Raw genomic sequence first — 21,040 nt, forward strand, 5'->3', positions numbered from 1 at the left:
CTCGGTGCCTCGACCGCCCGAGAGCCGGGGCGGCTCAGCGCGGCGGAACCGGGTCCGTCCCGCCCGCGCCCGGGCGGCAGCGCAGCAGCCGTCCGGCCGTCAGCCGGGCCCCGCGCAGCGCGCCGTGCCGGTGCAGTGCCTGCACCGCGTAGGTCGAGCAGGACGGCGTGTACGGGCAGCAGGCCGGACGCCGGGGGCTGACCTCGGTGCGGTAGTGGCGCACCGCGCCGTACAGCACTCCGGCCGCGAACCCGCGCGGGGCGGGGGCCGACGGGTCGGCCGTCCGGCGTCCGCGCGCGCCGGTGAGGGCGAACCGGACGCCGGAGACCATCATCACCGGGATCAGGGCGATCAGGCAGGGGTCGGCGATCTCGCAGCAGCCGTCGAGGCAGCAGTCGGTACCCTCGTCCCGGAGGTGCTTGCGCCGCCGGGCCTTGGCCTCGTCCTCCGGGCGGTAGCGCTTCCGGTACTCCTCCCACATCCGGCGCTGCTTCTTCCGCCGGAGCCTTTCCGAGGTGGGCAGCCACAACCAGGCGCGCTCCGGGCGGGCCGGCGGGTAGTGGGCACCGAGATCCGGCGTCGGGTCGGACACTGCTGAGAATCCCCTTGTTCCTTCCGCCGGGGCCGACCCCGACGATCCGGGCCAGATTATCCGAAGATCACCTGGCCGGATCCCGGCGGAGGCCGAGCCGACACCGAGCCGGCACCGAGCGGATTCCGCCCGCTCAGCCGCCGAGGTTGAGCGAGGGGAAGAGGTCCTCGAACGGCTGGGTGGTCACCGACACGCTCCGGGAGAACGGATTGTCGAAGTCCCAGATCATGAACAGCAGGAAGGCGATCAGCACGCTGAAACAGAGCGCCAGGGTCAACTCCCGCGGCGTGCGCCGGATCTGCAGCGCGAACAGCATGCCGACGGTCACCACCGCACCACCGATCAGACCGAGCCAGACCACCCCGGGCATCGTCGGCCCGGCGTTCTGCCCGCGCGAATTGCGGGCCTCCGAGGCCTCGCTGACCCGGTCCATGATCGGCTGGTAGGACTGCGACTCCAGGTCGGAGGCGGGCGCCCGGGTGGCGACGTCGTTCTGGAGCTTCTGGAGCAGCTGGTCGCCCTTCTCGGTGATCGCCCCGTTCTCCTTCATGTAGTCCCACTCGGTGTTCACGACGTACGAGACGTAGGCGTCCACGTCGGCCCGGACCTGGTCCCGGAACTCCACCGGGTAGATCACCGCGCGGTCGCTCACCTCGCGCAGCGACTGCGCCTCGCGGAACAGGTCGTCCTGTGCGGCGCCGCGCGCCTCCCAGACACCCGCGATGGCGAGACCGAGGACGATCGCGTAGACCACCCCGATCATCATCGTGATGTACTCGATGACGTCCGGGGTCTCGTCGGTGCTCTCCTCGATCGGTCGGCGCTGCCTGAGCACCACCACCGCCACGACGACGGCGCAGGCCGACGCCATGGCGATGATCAACGCCACCCACTCGGACATGGGAACTCCCTTCTCTGACTTGGCTTGTGACGGAAAGGAAAAGGTTCAGGGGGGCGGCCCCGGGCCGACCGGGCCCGGGGCGGGGCAGCACGGGCGGGGCCGCCACCGGCCGGGAGCCGGGCGGCGGACCGCCGGGAGACGGTCAGGACGGACCCGAGCGGCCACCGCGTCCGCGGCCACCGCGACCCGGCCGCAGGGCAGCCGCCGCGATCACGGCGGGAACCATGATCATCAGCATCGTGGTGGTCATCGAGATGCCCTGGTGGTGCCGGGCCATGGGCGCGGGCTTCGTCGCCGGGGCGCGGAACACCGGTCGCGCCGACGGGGTCGGCCACAGCGGGCTCGGACGCACCGCGCTCGGCGAGGCCGCGGGGCTGGGCGCGGCCGGGCTCGGGGCCGCCGGCACGGAGGCCGCGGGCGCCACGGGGGCCGGAACGGGCACAGCGGGCGCGGGGGCGGGCGGGGCGGGCGCAGGGGCGGGCGGCGGCGCGGGGACCGACGGCGGTGCGGGGGCCGGCGACGCCGGGGGCGCGGGTGACGCGGGCGCCGGGGTGGGGGCCGGAGTCGGACCGGGCGACGACGGGGTCGGCGTGGGCACGGTCGGTGACGGCGTGGGGGCCGGACTCGGGCTGGGCGTCGAACTCGGGCTCGGAGTCGCGCTCGGGCTCGGGCTCGGGCTCGGCGATGGACTCGGGCTCGGAGTCGCACTCGGGCTGGGAGTCGGGCTCGGGCTCGGCGACGGCGTGGGAGTGGGCGACGGCGTCGGGGTGGGTGTCGGCGTCGGCGTGGGTGTCGGCGTCGGCGTGGGTGTCGGCGTCGGCGTGGGAGTCGGGGTCGGCGTACCAGTCGGCGTGGGGGTTGGGGTGGGCGTGACGGTGGGGGTCGGCGTCGGCGTGACGGTGGGGGTCGGCGTCGGCGTGACGGTGGGGGTCGGCGTCGGCGTACGCGTCGGCGTGGCTGTCGGGGTCGGCGTACGCGTCGGCGTGGGGGTGGGCGTCGGGCTGGGGCAGGGATGCGGGTGGTGATGGTGGTGGTGGTGCCAGCCGTGGTCCCCCCACCAGTCGTCGTCGGACCAGTCGTCCCCCCACCAGTCGTCGTCGTGGTCGTCACCGCCGTGCCCCGGCCCTGCCTGCCCGGGCCCGGCCTGCCCCTCGACCGGCCGCCCGGGCTCGCCGCGCAACCCCGTCGGGCGCGGGCGCGAGGAGAAGGGCGTCGACGGGAAGGGCATCGAGGGGGTGGGAAGCACGGTCGTGGGCGGCAGGGAGAAGGGCGGCGCGGTGGGCTTCGAAGTCGGCTTCGGGCCGGGTTTGGGCGGGTGGCAGGGGTGGTGCCAGTGCGGCGGCTTGGGCCCGTGGTGCCCCGGACCGCCGGCGCCCGGCGTGACGCCGACTCCGACCTGGACGTCCACGTCCACACCGACGGTCACCTGCCCGCCCGGCCGTACCGACAGCGACACGTCGGTCTCGTCGCACACGCAGACGTCCACCGCCGGACCGCGCGGGGGCCGGCCGGACTGCCCCGCGCCGGAGGCGGTCGCTCCGCCGACCAGTGCGCAGACCGCGACCACGCAGGCCGCCGCGCCGATCAGCCGCACCCGTCGCCCGGGCGCCGCGCCCCCACCGCCGCCGGGCGGTATCCGGCGGATCTGCCGACGCTGGGGCATGGGCTCCACACACCTCTCGGGTCGTCCGGGGAGGACGGAACGGCTCGGGCCGACCGGCCTCAGGGGAATGGGCGGAACGGTCAGGACGGGCAGAAAGATCAGATACGGTCGCATTCCTGACGGACATTCCATCGGGTACGACCAGAAGTGATCAGACATGGTCAGGCGGACGGCCCGCCTTCGGGGGGCGGGCCGTCCGTCATCAGGTCAAACGATCTTCGAGCCGGCCGGTTACGGCCCGCGCCCGCTGTTCCGTGCGCTCAGCTGCGTCGGTGCGCGATCTCCACGTTCTCCAGCACGCCGACCGCGTCCGGCACCAGGATGGCGGTCGAATAGTAGGCGCTGACCAGGTACGAGATGATCGCCTTCTCGTCGATGCCCATGAAGCGGACCGACAGCGACGGCTGGTACTCGTCCGGGATGCCGGTCTGGTGCAGGCCGATGACGCCCTGGTTGTCCTCACCGGTACGGATCACCAGGATCGAGCTGGTGTTCTCCTTGGTGACCGGGATCTTGTTGCACGGCAGGATCGGCACCCCGCGCCAGGCCGGCACCTGCTGCCCGCCGAGGTCGACGTGGGTGGGGTACAGCCCGCGGGCGTTGAACTCCCGGCCGATCGCGGCGATGGTCCGCGGGTGGGCGAGCAGGTAGTCGGGGTCACGGCGACGGTTGAGCAGCTCGTCCAGGTCGTCCGGGGTGGGCGGGCCGGAGTGGGTCTGGATGCGCTGGTCGAAGTCGGCGTTGTTGAGCAGGCCGAACTCCGGGTTGTTGACGATCTCGTGCTCCTGGCGCTCGCGCAGGGCCTCGATCGTCAGCCGCAGCTGGTGCTCGGTCTGGTTCATCGGCTGGTTGTACAGGTCCGCGACGCGGGTGTGGACCTTCAGGACGGTCTGCGCGACGCTCAGCTCGTACTCGCGGGGCTTGAGCTCGTAGTCCACGAAGGCGCCGGGCAGCTCGAACTCGCCGCGGTGGCCGGCCGACATGGCGATCTCGGCCTCGCCGCGCTCGTTCTGCGCCTGGAGCGGCAGGGCCAGGAAGGACTGGAGGTGCTCCTGGAGGCTGGGCGCGTTGTCCCGGATGGCGGCGAAGTCCGCCCGGGTCAGCGTCAGGGCGACACCGGCGGTGGCGGTCTTGGCGGTGAACTCCCAGGTGGCGTCCGGGTTCAGCAGCGCGTCCTCGCCGAAGCGGTCGCCGTCGCCGGCCACGCCGACCACGGTGTCGTCGCCGTACTTGCCGGTGCCGATCTTGTTGACCTTGCCGTGCGCGATCAGGAAGATCTTGTCGGCGGCGTCCCCCTGGGTGGCGAGCACCTCGCCGGGGCCGAAGTCCCGCTGCTGGCAGCGGTCGGCCAGGGCGGTGAGGACGTCCTCCTCCTCGTAGCCGCGCAGCAGCGCCAGCTCGCCCAGCTCCGCCGGGATCACCCGGACCTGGGAGCCGGTCTTGATGAACTCCACCACCCCGTTGCCGACGGCGTAGGTGAGCCGGCGGTTGACGCGGTAGGCGCCACCGGCCGCCTGGACCCAGGGAAGCACCTTGAGCAGCCAGCGGGAGGTGATCTCCTGCATCTGCGGTGCGGACTTGGTCGTGGTGGCAAGGTTCCGGGCAGCGGCTGTCGCGAGGCTCTGCTGCTTGGCCTGCACTGCCTCCGGGCTCGTGTCCACGGTCATCGGCAGGGATCTCCATTCCTGTGATCGGGTCACGCGTCCAGGGGCATACCGGCCCGTCCTGGCGCATGCCATGACGGATCATCAGATCCGCTTACTGGTAGGGGCGTTGGTGTTTCACGCGAAAGGCGGCCGCCGTCTCCGGGCGGCCCATCCGGAACCCTAGATCACCAGGACCCGACCGGGCCCGCACGGAGGCCCACTACCCCCCGATAGGGTGAATCTCGCCCGGTCCGCCCCCACAGTCACATAAACTCCGGGAACATCCGTTCGCCCCTGCGATCCCCGTGCTGCCAAAGGCTTTCCAGTCCCGGCCCGGGCCCTGCCGAACGGCCCGGAGGCCATCGCCGGACGTCAACCCGGCGCACCGTCCCGGCGTCGGCGAGGAGCGCGCGAACCACCCCGGCGACGCGACGGTCCCGGGGGCGCGGAGGTCTCCGGGAACGCGAAGGGCCCGTCAGGTGCCGGCACGGGGGAAGCCGGCACCTGACGGGTGAACGGGGGGCGCGCAGGTCGGGGTCCGCACCGGGGAGGCCCGGCGCCCGCGACGGGCTGCCGATGACGCCGACGGCGCCGACGGTCCCGTCGGGTCAGGCGCAGGCGACCTGGGTACCCGGGATGCCGATGATCCCCGAGTTGTTGGTCTCACCGCCGTTGTACTCGTAGTACAGGTAGGAGTAGAAGTCGATCCGGGTGTCCGGACCGCAGGCCGAATCCGGGGCGACGGCGTACGTCACCGTGAAGGCGCTGCTGGCGCCCGGGGCGAGTGGAACGCTGTAGCGGGCGATGCCGCCGTGGACGTTGTCACTGCACCCGTTGGTCTGGGTGCCGCAGGCGGTCGCGGTGAACTTGAGCCCGTTCTCCAGACTGGTGGCGTAGGTCTCCTGGACACTCTGGTAGACGAACTGGATCGGGGTGTCGTACGGGTTGGTGAGCGTCAGGGAGAGCGTGAACTCGCCGCCCCGGACGGTCGTCTGCTTGTCGGAGACGGCCGTGAGGGGCAGCTGGGTGTCGGCCCGGGCGGCGGGGGCGGCGGCGAGGAGCAGACCGACGACGAGGGCCGGACACGCGGCGAGCGCGGCGCGACTCGGATGTGTTCTGCGCATGACCAAGGAGCGTAGGCCTCGCCTCCGCCCGGGTTGCGTTCCTCGGCCCCGGTCCGTACCGACGCAGGAGCGGCGAACGGACACCGCGCACCCGCCGCCCGCGTTCCGCCCCCACGGGCGTGCCCGGGGCCCTATGCTTCGCCGCTCCTCCCCCGCCCCGTCACCCGCAGGGCGGCAGGATGTCGCAGAGCGCGCCGAGCGCCGCCGGGTAGGCGTGGTCCGGCGGCGTGGCGTAGCCGACCACCAGTCCGTCGACGGCGGGCATCGCCTCCTCGCCGATCGCCGGGTGGCGGTAGTCGGCGAGCCCCTCGACGGCCAGGCCCCGGTAGGCGGCGGCCTTGAGCACCGAGCGCTCGGTGCCCGGCTCCAGCCGGAGCACCGCGTGCAGGCCGGCCGCGATGCCGGAGACCTCGATGTGCGGAGCGCGGGCGGCCAGTGCGGCCACCAGCTGGTCGCGGCGGTCCCGGTAGCGGCGGCGCATCCGGCGCACGTGCCGGTCGTAGCCGCCGGAGTCGATGAAATCGGCGAGGGTGAGCTGGTCCAGGGCGCTGGCCCAGCCCTCGCGTTCGCCCTTGGCGGCGAGCACCCGGTCCACCAGGTGGTCGGGCAGCACCATCCAGCCGAGCCGCAGCGCGGGGGTCAGGCTCTTGCTGGCGCTGCCGAGGTAGACCACCCGTTCGGGGTCGAGCCCCTGGAGGGCGCCGACCGGCTGGCGGTCGTACCGGAACTCCCCGTCGTAGTCGTCCTCCAGGAGCAGCCCGCCGCGCCCGCGCGCCCAGTCGACCACGGCCGCGCGGCGGCCCGGGTGCAGCGGGCCGCCGGTCGGGAACTGGTGGGCGGGGGTGAGCAGGGCCGTCCGGACCTCCGGATACCGGGCCAACTCACCGGTCCGGGCGCCCAGTTCGTCGATCGACAGCGGAACGGTGGCAACGCCCGCGGCGGCCAGCAGCCCGCGGTGGAAGCCCAGCCCGTACGCCTCGACGGCCAGCGGGCCGTGCTCGGCGGGCGGCAGGACGGGTGCGGCGCCGTCGAAGAGCAGCCGCAGCGCGTGGGCGAAGCCGGAGCAGACCACGATCCGGTCGGGGTCGGTGCGCACCCCCCGCGCGCGGGCGAGGTAGTCGGCGAGGACGGTGCGCAGCTCGCGCCGGCCCTGGGGATCGCCGGGCCCGAAGGCCTCGTTGGGGGCGCCGGTGAGGGCCCGGCGGGCGGCGGCGAGCCAGGCGGTGCGCGGAAAGGAGGCGGCGTCGGGCTGCCCCTGCCGCAGGTCGTGGGTGGGGCCGGGGCGGCGGACGGGCCGGCGGGCCCGGGTGCGCGGGACGGGTTCGGCGCGTTCGGCCACGGTGGTCCCGGAGCCCTGGCGGGCGGTCAGCCAGCCCTCGGCCACGAGTTCGGCGTAGGCCTCGGCGGCGGTGTTGCGGGCCAGGCCGAGGTCGGTGGCGAGGGCGCGGTAGGGCGGCAGCCGGGTGCCGGGGGCCAGTCTGCCGCTGCGGATCGCCTCACGCAGCGCCGCCATCAGCGCGGCGCGCCGACCCCCGGTGGCGGGGAGGTCGAGGTGCAGGTCGTTGCCGGTCGAGTGGGCGGGCTCGGAGGGGTGCGTGCCCCGCGTGTCCGTCATGGTCACGCACCCTACCGGCCGCCGCCCCGGCCCTCCTCGGGCGGTTGCCCGGCCGCGGGCCGGGACTGTCCCTCCTACGGCACGACGGTGACCGGCCAGCGGCCGGCCTTGACCAGCCGGACGGCCACCGAGCCGATCACCTTGTGCCCCGCCTGCTCGGAGACGCCGACCACCACGGCGTCGGCGCGCAGTTCGTCCGCGAGCTTGGCGAGGCCGCCGTACGGGTCGCCGCGCATGGTCAGGAAGCGCCACTCCACCTTCCACACCTCGCGCACCCGGTGCTCGGCCTCGCGCAGCGCGGCCAGCAGTTCCTCGGCGATCTCCTGGGTGGTCTCCTCCACCGCGGCCCCGGCCAGGGCGGTCGCGGCGCCGAGGATCGGCTGGATGTACGCCACCGCGAGGACGGCGCCCTGCCGGCGGGCCAGTCCGGCGGCGTAGGCGGTGGCGCGCCAGGAGGAGTCGGAGCCGTCCAGGCCGGCCAGGATCACGCCGGGGCCGTCGGTGCCCAGCTCGAAGCCGGCGGGTGCGGCCGCGGCCTCGTGCCCCGGGGGGCCGGTCGGCGCCCCGGCCGCGGCGGCCCCTCGCGCGCCGGCGGCCGCCTCTCCCGCGTCCGCCGTGTCCGCTGCATCGCTCTCGTTGCTCATGGAAATGAGGCTATGCCCGCCACCGGGAGTGACGGCGGCGGGCTCTCCGGGTGAGGGCTGTGGCCCGGGCCACCCGGGGCGGTGGCCCGGACGCCGAATCCGGCACCGGCGGCTGGCCGACCGTCACACGCTGTCGACCGTGTGGGCGGCCTCACAGCGGTTCTGCGGGGGGTTCGGAGTGGCGCGGGCCACTTCCCGGGGCTATTTGATCTTGGAAATAGTGGTAAATCGGGCGAAATCGCCACAATTCCTTGATCCTTACGCCCGGTAACAGCCCTCTGACATGGCTAAACCTTCGAATCCTTGAAACCGCCACGACCACCCCCGTAACTTCGAACCCGTTGCACCGAGCGATCCGCTCCGGCCGGGCCAACCGCCCCCGGGCAGGACGGTGCAGAACCACGCGAGTGACGTGTCCCCGAAACCGACGGCCTTCCGAGGGTCTGGTTCCGCGCGCTCGCGAACCCTCCGAAAGGAACTCCATGACCTTCCGCAACGAGACCGCCGCTGCCGCCACCACCGCCACCCCGAAGCGCCGCAACCGCGTCCGGATGGCTCTGATGGCCGGGGCGCTCACCGCCCTGCCCGCGGCCGGCCTCGTCGCGGCCACCAGCGCCTCCGCCGCGCCGGCCACGGTCTGGGACAAGGTCGCCGCCTGCGAGGCGACCGGCAACTGGGCCGTCAACTCCGGCAACGGCTTCTACGGCGGCCTGCAGTTCACCTCCAGCACCTGGGCCGCCTTCGGTGGCACCGCCTACGCCCCGCAGGCCCACCAGGCCACCAAGGCGCAGCAGATCTCCGTCGGCGAGAAGGTGCTCGCCGCCCAGGGTCCGGGCGCCTGGCCGGTCTGCTCCGCCAAGGCCGGTCTGACCAAGTAGGACCGCACGCCACGAGGCCGCCGCACCCCACCCGGGGTGCGGCGGCCTCGTCGTGCCCGGGGCCCGCGGGATCGGGGCGGCCGGGACGAACGCGCCGGTCAGGACGGCCGGGGCGGTCAGGACGGCCGGGGCGGGAGCGGCAGCGGGACGGCCGGCAGGCCGTCGATGCTGGTGCCGACCAGCGGCTTGCGCTCGCAGTAGGCGCCGAACTCCTCCTCGTCCTTGCGGTCGAAGTACTGGGCGTGCAGGTCCCGGTCGGCGCGGTAGTCCATGAACGGCACCGCGTAACCGCAGGAGTCGCTGACCCGCTCGGCCTCGACCAGCACGATCGCCCGCAGACCGGAGCCGTCCGCGGCCGGGTCGAAGTGGCGCAGCAGTCCGGCGAACCGCGGGTCGTCCCGGAAAACCGGCTCGCCGCGCCCGTGCACCCGCACCACGGTCGGCGGGCCCTCGAAGGCGCACCACATCAGGGTGATCCGGCCGTTCTCCCGCAGGTGGGCGACGGTCTCGGCCTGTGAGCCGCCGAAGTCCAGATAGGCGAGGGTGAGTTCGTCGATCACCACGAGCGTCCCGGCGCGGCCCTTGGGCGAGAGGTTGACGTGCCCGTCGGCGGCCAGCGGGGCGGTGGCGACGAAGTAGACCGGCTGGCGCTCGATGAAACCGCGCAGCCGGCCGTCGATGCGTTCGTACTGCTTTCCCATGGGCGCAAGTGTGCCCGCATCCCGACTGGTGGGAAAGGAGGTTCCGGCCCCTGAGACGGCCGCTCGGGCGGCCCGGGCCGCCCGAAGCCGACCGACCGCCGTCCGCGCCCTCCAAAGGCCGCCCGGCGGCGCCTACGATGGTTCGGGTACCTGCCACCCGCCAGGCCGAGCACGGGAGTTGCGATGACCCGGAGCACCCTCCCCACCACCGCGCCCGGGACGGTCCTCGGCACCCCCACCGCGCCGCTGCGCCCGTACGTCCTCGGCTACCGCGGCTACCGGCTGGCCCTGCACCGGCCGCTCCGACGGCTGGAGGTGCCGACGGACGTGGTCACCGTGGCCCTCGCCTTCGAAGGCACGATGAGCCTCACCGACGCCGTCTCCCCCGCGCCCGCCACCGCCTTCGGCTCGGTCGCGGCCGGGCTGCGCCGCACCGCGACGATCGCCGAACACGCGGGCGTGCTGCACGGTTTGGCCGTCTCGCTCACTCCGCAGGGCGCCTTCCGGGCGTTCGGTCCGCTGGCCGGCGAGCTCGGCGGGCACTGGGCCGAGGCCGGGGACGTGCTGGGCCCGCGGCTGCGGGCGCTGACCGACCGGCTCGCCCACGCCCCGAGCTGGCCGGCCCGGTTCGCCATGCTGGACGGCTACTTCGGTGCGCTGTTCGCGTACGGGCCGGACTGGGACCCGTCCGTGCACTGGGTCTGGCGGCAATTGCGGCACACCCACGGGCTGGTGCCGATCGGCGCCCTGGTCGAGGGCACCGGCTGGAGCCGCCGCAGGCTGGAGCTGCGCTTCCGCGAGCACCTCGGGCTGGCCCCCAAGCAGGCGGCCGGCATCCTCCGGCTCCAGCGCACCCTCCACGTCCTGACCGCCCACGAGGAGCGGACCGCCGGGGACCACCCCTTCGGGCACCGCCCCGCCGGGGCGCGAACCGCCGGGGCGCGAACCACCGGCGCCGACCTGGCCACGCGCTGCGGCTACTACGACCAGTCGCACCTCGACCGGACCTTCCGCGCCATGGTCGGCCGCTCGCCGAGCGCGTTCCTGGCGTCCCGGCGCACCGCCGCCGCCCTGCCCGAGCCCGCCGGCCAGGTCACCGACCGGGTCACCGGGCGGGTGACCAGCACCCTCCTGGACGCCGGAGGCTGAGGCGCACGCCCGCGCACGACATGCGGCCCCCGAAAGTGCGCGGCCGCCGGCGGTGCGCATTTGTACAAGACGAACCGGTGCCCCGCCCGGCACGCTCGAAGGGCCCGGCCGGTACGGGGGACCGGCCGGTCACGGGGGCGGGCAGGCACGGGGCACGCGGGGCGTCAGCCGGTCAATGCTTCATGTAGACGCTGTCCATGAACTCGATGATCTGCTGATCGGTCAGCCGCTGGCCGTCGCGGTGCCCCATCGCCAGGTCGGCCTCGCTGATCATGCCGACCAGCCGGTCCCCGTCGATCACCGGGATGCGCCGGATCTGGTGCTGCTCCATCTTGCGCAGCACCGCCTCCATGCTGTCCTCGGCGCGCACGCAGTGCAGGTGGCCGGAGAGCTCCATGGCCGTCATGGTGGCCGGGTCCTTGCCCTCCGCGATACATCGCAGCACGATGTCGCGGTCGGTGATGATGCCCTTCAGCTTCTGGTCGTCGCCGCAGATCGGCAGCGCGCCCACGTTCTTGTCGCGCATCATCCGCGCGGCCTCGGCCAGCGTCTGGTGGGCGCCGACGCACTGGGCGCCGGTGTGCATGATGTCTCGGGCAGTGGTGGTCACGGGGACTCCTTCGTCGGTGGTTCCCCCCGCTGGTCCCCCCGCATCCCCCCGGCGGCGCTCCCGGGCTCCCGCCGTCGGGGCGGAAGGGGTGTGACCGCGCCCTCACCATAAGCAACCCCGCCCCCGCCCGCGACCCCGGCCCGGCGCCCGGCGGCCCCGACCGCCGATACTGGGAGCATGACCACGGACGCCGAGCGGACGGTCGACGAGGCCGTCCGGGCCCGGCCCACCACGGCGCTGCGCCGCTACCTGGCCCGGTACTCCGGCTACCGGCAGCGCGGCCTCGCCCCCTCCGCGCACCGCGGCCTGCCGTCCCCGTACCTGACCTTCATCCTCACCCTCGACGAGCCGCTGGTGATCGCCGGGCACCCCGATCCCGCACAGCCGCCCGGCAGCTACCCGACCTTGCTCGGCGGACTGCACACCACCCCCGCGCTGATCACCCACGAGGGCGCGCAGTCCGGCGTGCAGATCGCCGTGCACCCGCTCGCCGCCCGGGCGCTGTTCGGGCTGCCCGCCGGGGAGTTGGCCGGGATCGACGTACCCGCCGAGGAGGTGCTCGGCCGGTTCGCCCCGCGGCTCCGGGAGCAGCTGCTGGCCGCCCCCGACTGGACGGAACGGTTCGCCGTGCTGGACGGGGCGCTGCTGCGGGCCGCCCGTCCCTCCGGCCGGGTGCCGCCCGAGGTCGGCCGGGCCTGGCAGGCACTGTGGCGCAGCCACGGCGCGCTGCCGGTGGCGGAGCTGGCCCGGGAGACCGGCTGGAGCGCCCGGCACCTCCAGGAGCGGTTCCGCCGGGAGACCGGGCTGACCCCGAAAGCGGCCGCCCGGGTGATGCGCTTCGACCGCGCCCGGCGCCTGCTCGCCGCCACCGAGCCGCCTCCCCGGCTCGCGGAACTGGCCGTGCGCTGCGGGTACTTCGACCAGGCGCACCTGGCCCGCGAGTTCCGGGCGCTGGCCGGGGCCGCGCCGAGCGCCTGGCTGGCGGCGGAGGGCCCGGAGCAGGCGAAGTTCCGAAACGTCCAAGGCGGGGCGCCGGGTGCGGCCGCAGAGTGGGAGGCGGAACGACCCGCACGACGACCCACGCTTCCCGAGGAGTGAGTGAGCCATGGACGCCACCGAGACCCCCGCCCCGCAGGTCTGGCCCAGCCTGCGCGCCACCGACGCCCGGGCCCTGATCCGCTTCCTGGTCGAGGCCTTCGGCTTCCAGGAGGTCGTCACCTACGGCGAGGGCGACGTCGTCGCGCACGCCGAACTCGCCTGGCCCGAGGGCGGCGGCGTGATGCTCGGCTCCGAGCGCGGGACGCCCGAGGGCGCCGAGCCCTGGCCGGGCCGGCCGGGCGGCTTCACCGCGTACGTGGTCACCGCCGACCCGGACGCCGTGCACGCCCGCGCGGTGGCCGCCGGGGCCCGGATCACCACCGGGCTGTACGAAACCGACTACGGCTCGCGGGACTTCGCCGCCGCCGACCCGGAGGGCAACCGCTGGTACTTCGGCACCTACCCGGGCGCGCCCCGGCCGCCCGCCGGGCGGACGACGGGCATCTGAGTACGGACCCCGGGAGCCCTCGGGGCGGCCGCCGCCGAACCGGGGCAGACTGGCTGCGGGGGCACCCCACCGGAGGCGCCGGAGACAGCGGAGGCACCTGAGGCATCGGAGACAGCGGCGACAGCGGAGGCATCGGAGGCATCGGAGGCGGAGCGTGCCGCAGATGACGGTGGACGGGCGCACCCTCGCCCTCTCCCACCTCGACAAGGTGTACTACCCCCGCACCGGCACGCCCAAGGGCGAGGTGCTGCGCTACTACGCCGCCGTGCACACCGCCCTGCTCCCGCACCTGCGCGACCGCCCGGTCTCCTTCCTGCGCTGCCCGGACGGCGTCGAGGCGGAGGTGTTCGTCGCCAAGAACCCGCCGCCCGGCACCCCGGCCTGGGTGCGCACGGTCGACGTGCCGAGCAACACCGGCGAGCTGCGGCAGGTGGTGCTGGAGGACGGCGCGGCGCTGCTGGCGGTCGCCAACCTGGGCTGCCTGGAGCTGCACGTCCCGCAGTGGCACGCGGCCGCGCCCGCCCTCGCCGACCGGCTGGTGCTGGACCTCGACCCCGGCGAGGGCGCCGACGTGCTCACCTGCCGCACGGTCGCCCTGCTGCTGCGGGAGCGGCTCGCGGCGGACGGTCTGGCGGCCTGGGTGAAGACCTCCGGCTCCAAGGGCCTGCACCTGCTGGTCCCGATCGAGCCCACGCCGAGCACCCGGGTCTCCGGTTACGCGAAGGCGCTGGCCGCCGCCCTGGAGGCCGAGCGCCCGGAGCTGGTGGTGCACACCATGGCCAAGGCCCGGCGCCGGGGCCGGGTGCTGGTCGACTGGTCGCAGAACAACGCCAAGAAGACCACCGCCGCGCCGTACACCCTGCGGGCCCGGCCGCTGCCGACCGTCTCCACCCCGCTGGCCTGGGCGGAACTGGAACGGGCCACCGAGGAGCGGGACCTGGTCTTCACGCTCGCCGAGGTGCCCGACCGGCTGGCCGCGCACGGCGACCTGCTCGCCCCGCTGCTGGACCCGGAGCGGGCCCGGCCGCTGCCCGGTGCGCCCTCGGCGTCCGGAGCGCGGCCGCCGGCGCGCCAGGTGCTGCACCCGCCCGTCGAGGTGATGCGCCCGGCCGCCGTGACCGCCGTCCCGCCCGCCGACGGCCTGGGCGGCGGGGGCGTGCAGTACGAGCTGAAGCTGGACGGCTTCCGCTGCGTCGCCTTCGCCCGGGGCGGGCGGCCCGCGTACCTCCAGTCCCGCGGCGGCCGCGACCTCGCCCTCGAGTTCCCGCCGGTCGCCGCCGCCGTGGCCCGGCTGCCGGAGGGGCTGGTGCTGGACGCCGAGCTGGTCGCCTGGCGCGGCGGCCGGTTCGCCTTCGGCGAGCTGCTGCGCACCCGCCGGGCCCGCGCCGCCGCCCCCGAGGTGGCGCTCGGCCTGATCGCCTTCGACCTGCTGGCGCTGCCCGGCCGCGACGTCCGCGGGCTGCCGCTCACCGACCGCCGTCGGCTGCTGCTCGCCGCCCTCGCCGACGTCCCGCCGCCGATCCGGCCGGTCATGGCCACCACGGACCGGGCGGAGGCGCTGGAGTGGATGGAGCGGCTCGCCGACACCGGGGTGGAGGGCCTGGTCTGCAAGGCCGCCGCCGCCGCGTACCGGCCGCGCGGCGCGGGCCGGGTCTGGGTCAAGTTCCGCCGCGGCGACACCCTGGACGCCACCGTCGGCGCCGTCACCGGCCCGGCCGACCACCCGCACGCGCTGGTCCTGCGGCTCGACGACGGCCGGGTGTTCCTGACCTCCCCGCGGCTCACCCCGGTCCAGTCCGGCGAGGTCGCCGAGGTCGTCCGCCCGCTGCTCGGCCCGCCCGGCACCGACCCCGAGCACGGCCCGGTCCACCCGCTGACCTCGCCCCTGCGCGCCGAGTTCACCCTCACCGGCCGCCCGCCCACCGCGACCTTCGTCCGCCTCCGGGGCGACTGACGTCGGTCCGCGCTCACTTCCCGCGCTTCGCCGACGCGTGGGCGAACTCCGTGACGAAGGCGTCGTCGAACAGCGGCAGGTCGGCGGGCCTGCGGCTGGTGACGAGCGGGCCGGGGCCGTCGTGGCAGACATGCACCGGCTCGTCCACCCAGTGCGCACCGGCGTTGACCAGGTCGGTGCGCAGACTGGGCCAGGAGGTGAGGGTGCGGCCGCGTACGGCGTCGGCCTCGATGAGTGTCCAGGCCGCGTGGCAGATCGCCGCGACCGGCCGGCCGGCGGCGCCGAAGGCGTGCACGAAGCCGACCGCCGACCGGTCCAGGCGCAGCCGGTCGGGGTTGGCGACGCCGCCGGGGAGGACCAGCCCGTCGTAGTCGGCCGGGTCGGCCTCGGCGACCAGCGCGTCGACGGCGAAGGTGTCGCCCTCGGCGTGGTGCCGGACGGTCCGGACCCGCCCCTCGGCGGTGGACAGCAGCCGCGGGGTGCCGCCGGACTCGGCGACCGCCTGCCACGGGTCGGTCAGTTCGACCTGCTCGGCCCCGTACGGCGCGACCAGGAACGCGATCGTCCGGCCGGTGAGCGTGGTGGACGGCCAGCCCATGGCGCGGTCGCTCAGCCCGGGTGCGGGGCGGTCAGGTCGACGGCCACGGGCGGAGCGGTGCTGAGCCGGGCGCGCGGGCAGTCGAGGTGGACGGCGCGGTCGAGGTGGTCGAGCCGGGCGACCAGTCCGGCCGGGACGAGCACCCGGGCGCCCGGCACCCAGGGCTCGGCGTCGACCAGCAGGTGGTCCCCGGCGTCCTGTTCGACCCGGCCGACCGGGCCGTCGGTGGCGTGCACCTCGTACCCGACCAGCGCGAGGTCGGCGGCGGGATGGGAGCCCGGGCGGTACTCCCACAGGTCGGTGGTCATGGCGTCACGCCTCCGGCCGGTCCCAGGGGCGCCGATCGCGGCGCTCCCGGCGTTCCCGGAACTCCGTCGGGTCCGCCGGTGCGACACCGCTGCGGGCCTCGCGCCGGCGGCGCAGCAGTTCGGAGGCGGCGACCGCGGCCCCCACCGTCGCCGCCCAGACCACCCCGAGCGCGACCAGTACGGCGGTGGCCGGTGTCCGGGCGCCCACGCCGAAACAGATCGCCGTCATCACCAGGGCGGTCAGCGTCACCCCCGCCGTGACCCTGCGCCCGACCCCGCGGAGCACGCGCCGGACCCGGCTCGGCGCTTTGGCGCCCATCGTGCTCAGCTTCCGGTCGAGCCGTGTGTCCTGGCGCAGATCGGACTCGATCTCCTCGAGGAGCCGCCGCTCCCATCCGCTCAAAGCGGGACCGTCCATCTCGGTCACCTCCGACACTTCCGGTGACGTGCTCGCACCCGGCGGTTGCCCGGTACGGGCCGGCACTAACCGTTGCGGGCACCGCCTGTTCCGGCGCCGACGGGCCCGAAGGCCCGGGGGCGGGCGAGCAGGCTGTCGTCCAGGACCCCCAACAGGGCGGCGGCGTCGCGGTGGACCTCGGCCGCGCCCGCCGCCCGCAGCTCCGGGCCGGTGTCCCGGCCGGCCGTCAGGGCGACGCACGGCACCCCGGCCCGCCGCACGGCCCGTACCTCGCGCACGCTCCCGGCGACGGCCACGGCGTGCCAGGGCCTGCCGTCCACCAGGTCCAGCGCGGCTCTCACCGGATCGCCCCCGGGATCGGCCACGGTGAGCGCCGGAGCCCCGGCGGGCCCGGGGCCGGTCAGCACCACCGTCCACCCCCGGGCGGCGCACTCGCGCAGCAACTCGGCACCGCCGGGCAGCGCGGGCTGCCACCAGTCGGTACCGAAGAGAGCCGCCGAGACCACCGTCATGACCACCGCTTCCGTTCGCGGGCGACGCACCGAATGCTCCCTTCCAGGTTAGGTCGCTCCTCCGCCGCGCGCGCAGCCTGCGACCGGGCCTCCGGAATCCTCTCGACGGCCCGGAAAAGTGGCTGGTCAGGGGTGATCGTTTGGCCCTAGGGTGTCGCTCCGTCACATTGGTCCAGTCCAGGAGCCCGATCCCCTATGCCTTCGCCCGCCGTGTACCGCTCGCCGAGAGCCAGCGCCACCGCCGCCACCGTTCTGCTCGCCGTGAGCGCCGCCACGACCCTCGCCCCGCTCGGCGTGGGCCTGCGCCTGTACGGGGAGGCCGGCGATCTCGCCACCGGCGCCGAGTCCGACGGCTCCGCGCTGATGGACACGGCGCAGCTCTACGACAACGTCGGCTACCTCCAGGTGGTGGCCCTGGCCGCGTCCGCGGTCGCGTTCGTCACCTGGTTCCACCGGGTCCGGGTGAACGCCGAGGTCTTCGACCCGCGCGGGCACCGGTTCAAGCGCGGCTGGGCGATCGGCGCCTGGTTCACCCCCGTGGTCGCGCTCTGGTTCCCCCGCCAGATCGCGGGCGACATCTGGCAGGCCGGCGCCCGGCCGGACGCCTCGGGCGTGCGCCCGCAGCTCCCGCAGACGCTGCTCAACCTCTGGTGGGCCACCTTCTGGATCTCCAACGCGACCGGCCGGGTCGGCTCCCAGTACCTCGACTCGGCCTCGGCGCAGTACGCGGACGGCTACCAGCAGGCCGTCGGCTGGCTGATCGCCTCCGACCTACTGCTGGTGGTGGCCGCCGTGCTCGCCGTCCTGGTGGTCCGCGGGCTGACCGCCATGCAGGAGGAGCGCTTCACCGAGTCCGCCGCGCCCGCGTTCGGGCTCCACGGCGGCACCGTCCGGGGCTGAGCCCGGTCGGTCGGCCGGGGCCCGCGGGCGGGGCGCTCAGTCCGTGAACGGGTCGGAGGCCAGCCGGGCGTGCAGGTGCTCGTCCGTGTAGACGCCCCCGCCGTAGGTGTAGGAGGCGCGCAGGGTGCCCTCGTACGGGAAGCCGGCCCGCGCCGCGACCCGGCAGGAGTCCTCGTTGCCGACGGCGTGGTAGAGCTCGATCCGGCGGGCGTCGACCTGCTCCACCGCCCAGCGGGTGGCGGCGGTGGCGGCCCGGGTGGCCAGGCCCCGGCCGCGGGCGGCGGCGAGCAGCCAGTAGCCGACCATGATGACGCCGTCGTCCCGGTTGGTCCACACCAGGTAGGCGTTGCCGCACAGGCGGCCGTCGGCGGCGTCGACGACGGCGAAGGGGGCCGCGGTGCCGTCGGCCCAGCGGGCCTCGCAGCGGTCGAGGTAGGCCTCGACGTCGACCGGGCCGGAGCCGCCGAGCGGGGTCCAGCGGGCGACGGCCGGGTCGGCCGCGGCGGCGGCCAGGGCGGGCACGATGCCGCCGGGCACGTCGAGGCCGTGCCCGAACGGGCGCAGCAGCGCGTCGCCGAGGTCGAGGACGGTGGGGCGGAAGACCCGCCGGTCGGTGGCGGGATCGCTGATGGTCATCCCGTCTTCCTATCCCCGGCGCCCCCGGGCCCGCCAGCGAATTTCCCGGGCCCGGAGCGGGTCAGATCCGGGCCAGGTAGCCGTTCTCGACCAGCCAGAGCACGTTCGGCCTGGCCGGGCCGCCGGGCAGCAGGGCGCCGTCGAGCTGGTACTGGAGGCCCCAGCCGGGCTGGTTGAACCACGGCGCGATCGGGCCGGCGTGCACCGTGAAGGCCTTGACCACCTTGTAGTCGTGGTAGTTGCAGGCGGCCGGCGGGTTGCTGTCCAGGCTCTGCGGCGGGAGCGCGCGGTTGGCGTAGGGCAGGCCCTCGGGGGCGAGGTAGGCGCCGTACTCGCTGCCGTAGCGGTCGATGTTCTGGTTCGGGTACAGCGTGAGGTCGAACTCGATCGGGCTGCCGTCGGGCAGGGTGACGTAGCCGTCGGCCGGCGGGTAGATCCAGCCGCCCTTGCCGCCGTTGCCGGCCGGGTCGTAGTACTGGGCCAGGAAGGTCTGGTCGCTCGCGCCGCCGGTGCGCTGGTAGCCGGCGAGCTGGCGGCCGACCGGACCGGTGGTCGGGAGGTCGGCGGGGCCGAGGCGGGCGTCGTCGTGGTGGAAGGCGGCGGAGCACTGGTCGGAGGGGGTGGCCGCCGGGGCCGCGAGGGCGGCGGGGGTGCTCACGGCGGTGAGGGCGGCGGCCGCGGCGAGCGGCGCGACGAGCAGGCGAAGGCGAAGGCGCACGGTGTCTCCGTCGAACGGGTCAGCGGTCGAAAAGGGAGCCACGGAGGGGCGTTGTGCTCACCCTCCGTGGCTGGTTCGACACCAGGCAATCGGATCTTCTGATCATTCGTCAATATAATCCGTACGACTGCTCGTTCGACTGCGCGGATTCCACCGAACCCGGGACAGCGGGGCCGCCCGTCCAGGAGGATGGGCGGTCCGGCGCCACCGGGTCACCTGCCCGGGGCGACCCGACCGAGCAGGTGGAGCAGCCGGTCGAGAGCGTCCTTGGAGTTCGGCTCGGTCAGGTTGACCATCAGCCGGAACGCCACCTTCAGCAGCGCCGGGTGGCCCAGCCCGGCGGCCCCGGCCGCGCCGAGCAGCTTCGGGCGGCCCAGCAGGTCCGCGGCCAGGCGACCGAGCGCGAAGTAGCCGGCGTACGCGGAGCGCAGCGCCTGCGGGTAGGCGCGCAGGGCGAGTTCGCGGCCGCGGTCGGTGCGGCGGGCGAGGGCCTGGACGATGGTCTCGGCGGCGAACCGGCCGGACTCCATCGCGTAGGCGATGCCCTCGCCGGTCCCCGGGCTGACCGTGCCGCCCGCGTCGCCGACCAGCAGCAGGCCGTCGGCGTAGTGGGGCCGGCGGTTGAGGCCCATCGGCAGGGCGGCGCCGCGGATCGGCTCGGTGACCCCGTCGGGCGTGTAGCCGTACTCCGGGGGCAGGCCGTCGCACCAGCGGCGCAGCAGTTCCCGCCAGTCCACCTCGGTCCCGGTGGTGTCGAGGACCCCGAGGCCGACGTTGGCGGTGCCGTCGCCCATGCCGAACACCCAGGCGTAGCCGGGCAGCAGGCCCCGGGCCGGGTCGTCGGGGTCGCGCAGGTCGAGCCAGGCCTCCAGGTAGCGGTCGTCGTGGCGCGGGGTGGTGAAGTACGTCCGGTACGCGACGCCCATCGCGCGGTCGGTACGGCGGTAGCGCTTCATCGCCACCGACAGCCGGGTGGAGTTGCCGTCGGCGGCGACCACGACCGGGGCCCGGTAGGCGACCGGCCGGCGCTCCTCCCCCGACCTGGCGGTGACGCCGGTGATCCGGCCGGTCCGCTCGTCCAGCAGCGGGCCCGTCACAGTGACGCGTTCGACCAGCCGGGCACCGGCCGAGGCGGCCTTGCGGGCGAGCAGTTCGTCGAAGTCGGCACGGCGCCGGACCAGTCCGTACCCGGGGTAGGCGGAGAGCTCGGGCCAGTCGAACTCCAGCGAGCGGCGCCCGGAGATCAGCCGCAGGCCCCGGTTGTGCAGCCAGCCGGCGCCCTCGGAGACGTCGATGCCGAGGTCGGTCAGCTGCTTGACGGCGCGCGGGGTGAGGCCGTCGCCGCAGACCTTCTCGCGCGGGAAGGCGGACTTCTCCAGCAGCAGGACGTCCAGCCCGGTCCGGGCGAGGTGGGCGGCGGCGGTGGAGCCCGCCGGTCCGGCGCCGACCACGATGACGTCGGCGCTCTCCGCGGCCCGGACGGCCTCCTCGTCCCTGTCGGTCTCCTCGGGCCGGACGGTCCGCTCGGGTCGGACGGTCTGCTCTGGGCCGGGCATCGCACTCTCCCACGGGTCGGATCGGCTGTACTCGCGACGGATTCCTCGGACTGGGCGGTTCCGGACGGACGATAGAGAACCCCGGCACCCGCCCGCCGCCCCGACACGCAGGCCGCCGCCGCGAACCGGTCAATACCGGCCACCACGGCCGTCCGGGTTCACCCACCGGACCGGGGAGCGGAGTCGACGGCTCGGGCCGCTCGGGCCACTCGGGCCGCTCGGCGACACCCGGCACCATGACAAGCGGGTGATCGAGTACCTGCGGGGGGGCGGGGGGTGGAGGGGTGGGGGGCGTGCAGCCCGACCCCAAGGAAATGAGTGGGCAGGGGACGAGCTCTCCTCTCCACTCCTCATCCCACCCCCAAAGTCGG

General features: G+C 74.9%; 22 protein-coding genes and 1 pseudogene. 8 read left to right on the forward strand and 15 right to left on the reverse strand.

Annotated features, from left to right (window positions below):
- Nucleotides 1-34 precede the first annotated feature (34 nt).
- Nucleotides 35-592 (reverse strand): membrane protein insertion efficiency factor YidD, encoded by a 558-nt coding sequence (gene yidD, locus ACFVGO_RS10150; protein ID WP_380631328.1) that lies wholly within the window; start codon nt 590-592, stop codon nt 35-37.
- A 133-nt stretch (nt 593-725) separates the two neighbouring features.
- Nucleotides 726-1,493 carry a hypothetical protein gene (locus ACFVGO_RS10155; RefSeq protein WP_359902690.1) on the reverse strand — a complete coding sequence of 256 codons (768 nt, stop codon included), beginning with the start codon at nt 1,491-1,493 and terminating at the stop codon, nt 726-728.
- A gap of 224 nt (nt 1,494-1,717) precedes the next feature.
- On the opposite strand from ACFVGO_RS10155, the gene ACFVGO_RS10160 reads away from it, so the two are divergent.
- Complete coding sequence (locus ACFVGO_RS10160) at nt 1,718-2,518, forward strand: hypothetical protein (RefSeq protein ID WP_380631329.1); 801 nt, start codon at nt 1,718-1,720, stop codon at nt 2,516-2,518.
- Between the two features lie 898 nt (nt 2,519-3,416).
- On the opposite strand, the gene ACFVGO_RS10165 is transcribed toward ACFVGO_RS10160, so the two are convergent.
- From ACFVGO_RS10165 to ACFVGO_RS10180, 4 genes are all read right to left on the reverse strand, one after another.
- Nucleotides 3,417-4,823, reverse strand: a complete 1,407-nt coding sequence (locus tag ACFVGO_RS10165) for a family 2B encapsulin nanocompartment shell protein (protein WP_359902695.1) — start codon at nt 4,821-4,823, stop codon at nt 3,417-3,419.
- Nucleotides 4,824-5,410: 587 nt separating this feature from the next.
- Nucleotides 5,411-5,926: a hypothetical protein gene (locus tag ACFVGO_RS10170; protein WP_359902698.1), complete on the reverse strand. Its 516-nt coding sequence runs from the start codon at nt 5,924-5,926 to the stop codon at nt 5,411-5,413.
- 160 nt (nt 5,927-6,086) lie between these two features.
- A complete protein-coding gene (locus ACFVGO_RS10175; protein WP_359902701.1) occupies nt 6,087-7,541 on the reverse strand; it encodes a PLP-dependent aminotransferase family protein in 1,455 nt (484 codons plus the stop codon).
- 74 nt (nt 7,542-7,615) lie between these two features.
- Entirely contained in the window at nt 7,616-8,185 is a 570-nt protein-coding gene (locus ACFVGO_RS10180; protein WP_380631331.1) for a universal stress protein, read from the reverse strand.
- Between the two features lie 482 nt (nt 8,186-8,667).
- Between ACFVGO_RS10180 and ACFVGO_RS10185 the strand changes: the two genes are divergently transcribed.
- Nucleotides 8,668-9,063, forward strand: coding sequence for a transglycosylase family protein (locus ACFVGO_RS10185; RefSeq protein ID WP_380351380.1), 396 nt, complete (start codon nt 8,668-8,670; stop codon nt 9,061-9,063).
- A gap of 116 nt (nt 9,064-9,179) precedes the next feature.
- Here the strand turns inward: ACFVGO_RS10185 and ACFVGO_RS10190 are convergent, their stop codons facing one another.
- Nucleotides 9,180-9,764: a pyridoxamine 5'-phosphate oxidase family protein gene (locus ACFVGO_RS10190; protein ID WP_380549213.1), complete on the reverse strand. Its 585-nt coding sequence runs from the start codon at nt 9,762-9,764 to the stop codon at nt 9,180-9,182.
- Nucleotides 9,765-9,947: 183 nt separating this feature from the next.
- On the opposite strand from ACFVGO_RS10190, the gene ACFVGO_RS10195 reads away from it, so the two are divergent.
- Nucleotides 9,948-10,913, forward strand: a complete 966-nt coding sequence (locus ACFVGO_RS10195; protein ID WP_380631333.1) for an AraC family transcriptional regulator — start codon at nt 9,948-9,950, stop codon at nt 10,911-10,913.
- A gap of 172 nt (nt 10,914-11,085) precedes the next feature.
- On the opposite strand, the gene ACFVGO_RS10200 is transcribed toward ACFVGO_RS10195, so the two are convergent.
- Nucleotides 11,086-11,499 carry a CBS domain-containing protein gene (locus ACFVGO_RS10200; protein WP_359899446.1) on the reverse strand — a complete coding sequence of 138 codons (414 nt, stop codon included), beginning with the start codon at nt 11,497-11,499 and terminating at the stop codon, nt 11,086-11,088.
- A 201-nt stretch (nt 11,500-11,700) separates the two neighbouring features.
- On the opposite strand from ACFVGO_RS10200, the gene ACFVGO_RS10205 reads away from it, so the two are divergent.
- The 4 genes and pseudogenes from ACFVGO_RS10205 (at nt 11,701) to ACFVGO_RS10220 (ending at nt 15,023) form a co-directional block, all read left to right on the forward strand.
- A complete protein-coding gene (locus tag ACFVGO_RS10205) occupies nt 11,701-12,621 on the forward strand; it encodes a helix-turn-helix transcriptional regulator (RefSeq protein WP_380631335.1) in 921 nt (306 codons plus the stop codon).
- Nucleotides 12,622-12,628: 7 nt separating this feature from the next.
- Nucleotides 12,629-13,069: a VOC family protein gene (locus ACFVGO_RS10210; protein WP_359899328.1), complete on the forward strand. Its 441-nt coding sequence runs from the start codon at nt 12,629-12,631 to the stop codon at nt 13,067-13,069.
- Nucleotides 13,070-13,232: 163 nt separating this feature from the next.
- A pseudogene (gene ligD, locus ACFVGO_RS10215) lies at nt 13,233-14,102 on the forward strand (non-homologous end-joining DNA ligase); the annotation flags it as partial.
- Between the two features lie 66 nt (nt 14,103-14,168).
- Complete coding sequence (locus tag ACFVGO_RS10220) at nt 14,169-15,023, forward strand: DNA ligase (RefSeq protein ID WP_380631375.1); 855 nt, start codon at nt 14,169-14,171, stop codon at nt 15,021-15,023.
- A gap of 13 nt (nt 15,024-15,036) precedes the next feature.
- Here the strand turns inward: ACFVGO_RS10220 and ACFVGO_RS10225 are convergent, their stop codons facing one another.
- The 4 genes from ACFVGO_RS10225 to ACFVGO_RS10240 all read right to left on the reverse strand — a co-directional run bounded on the left by ACFVGO_RS10225 (nt 15,037) and on the right by ACFVGO_RS10240 (nt 16,889).
- Entirely contained in the window at nt 15,037-15,621 is a 585-nt protein-coding gene (locus tag ACFVGO_RS10225; protein ID WP_359899330.1) for a type 1 glutamine amidotransferase domain-containing protein, read from the reverse strand.
- Between the two features lie 11 nt (nt 15,622-15,632).
- Nucleotides 15,633-15,929: a PRC-barrel domain containing protein gene (locus tag ACFVGO_RS10230; protein ID WP_359899332.1), complete on the reverse strand. Its 297-nt coding sequence runs from the start codon at nt 15,927-15,929 to the stop codon at nt 15,633-15,635.
- 4 nt (nt 15,930-15,933) lie between these two features.
- On the reverse strand, nt 15,934-16,347 hold the full coding sequence (locus ACFVGO_RS10235) for a hypothetical protein (protein WP_359899334.1): 414 nt from the start codon (nt 16,345-16,347) through the stop codon (nt 15,934-15,936).
- A gap of 65 nt (nt 16,348-16,412) precedes the next feature.
- On the reverse strand, nt 16,413-16,889 hold the full coding sequence (locus ACFVGO_RS10240) for a hypothetical protein (RefSeq protein WP_359899335.1): 477 nt from the start codon (nt 16,887-16,889) through the stop codon (nt 16,413-16,415).
- 165 nt (nt 16,890-17,054) lie between these two features.
- Between ACFVGO_RS10240 and ACFVGO_RS10245 the strand changes: the two genes are divergently transcribed.
- Nucleotides 17,055-17,759, forward strand: a complete 705-nt coding sequence (locus ACFVGO_RS10245; RefSeq protein WP_359899337.1) for a DUF4328 domain-containing protein — start codon at nt 17,055-17,057, stop codon at nt 17,757-17,759.
- 36 nt (nt 17,760-17,795) lie between these two features.
- On the opposite strand, the gene ACFVGO_RS10250 is transcribed toward ACFVGO_RS10245, so the two are convergent.
- The 3 genes from ACFVGO_RS10250 to ACFVGO_RS10260 all read right to left on the reverse strand — a co-directional run bounded on the left by ACFVGO_RS10250 (nt 17,796) and on the right by ACFVGO_RS10260 (nt 20,669).
- On the reverse strand, nt 17,796-18,395 hold the full coding sequence (locus ACFVGO_RS10250; protein WP_380631336.1) for a GNAT family N-acetyltransferase: 600 nt from the start codon (nt 18,393-18,395) through the stop codon (nt 17,796-17,798).
- Between the two features lie 61 nt (nt 18,396-18,456).
- A complete protein-coding gene (locus ACFVGO_RS10255) occupies nt 18,457-19,113 on the reverse strand; it encodes a TNT domain-containing protein (protein ID WP_359899340.1) in 657 nt (218 codons plus the stop codon).
- 212 nt (nt 19,114-19,325) lie between these two features.
- Complete coding sequence (locus ACFVGO_RS10260; protein ID WP_359899342.1) at nt 19,326-20,669, reverse strand: geranylgeranyl reductase family protein; 1,344 nt, start codon at nt 20,667-20,669, stop codon at nt 19,326-19,328.
- Nucleotides 20,670-21,040: the final 371 nt, after the last annotated feature.

The sequence above is a fragment of the Kitasatospora sp. NPDC057738 genome, assembly GCF_042798815.1.
GTDB lineage: Bacteria > Actinomycetota > Actinomycetes > Streptomycetales > Streptomycetaceae > Kitasatospora > Kitasatospora lactacystinica.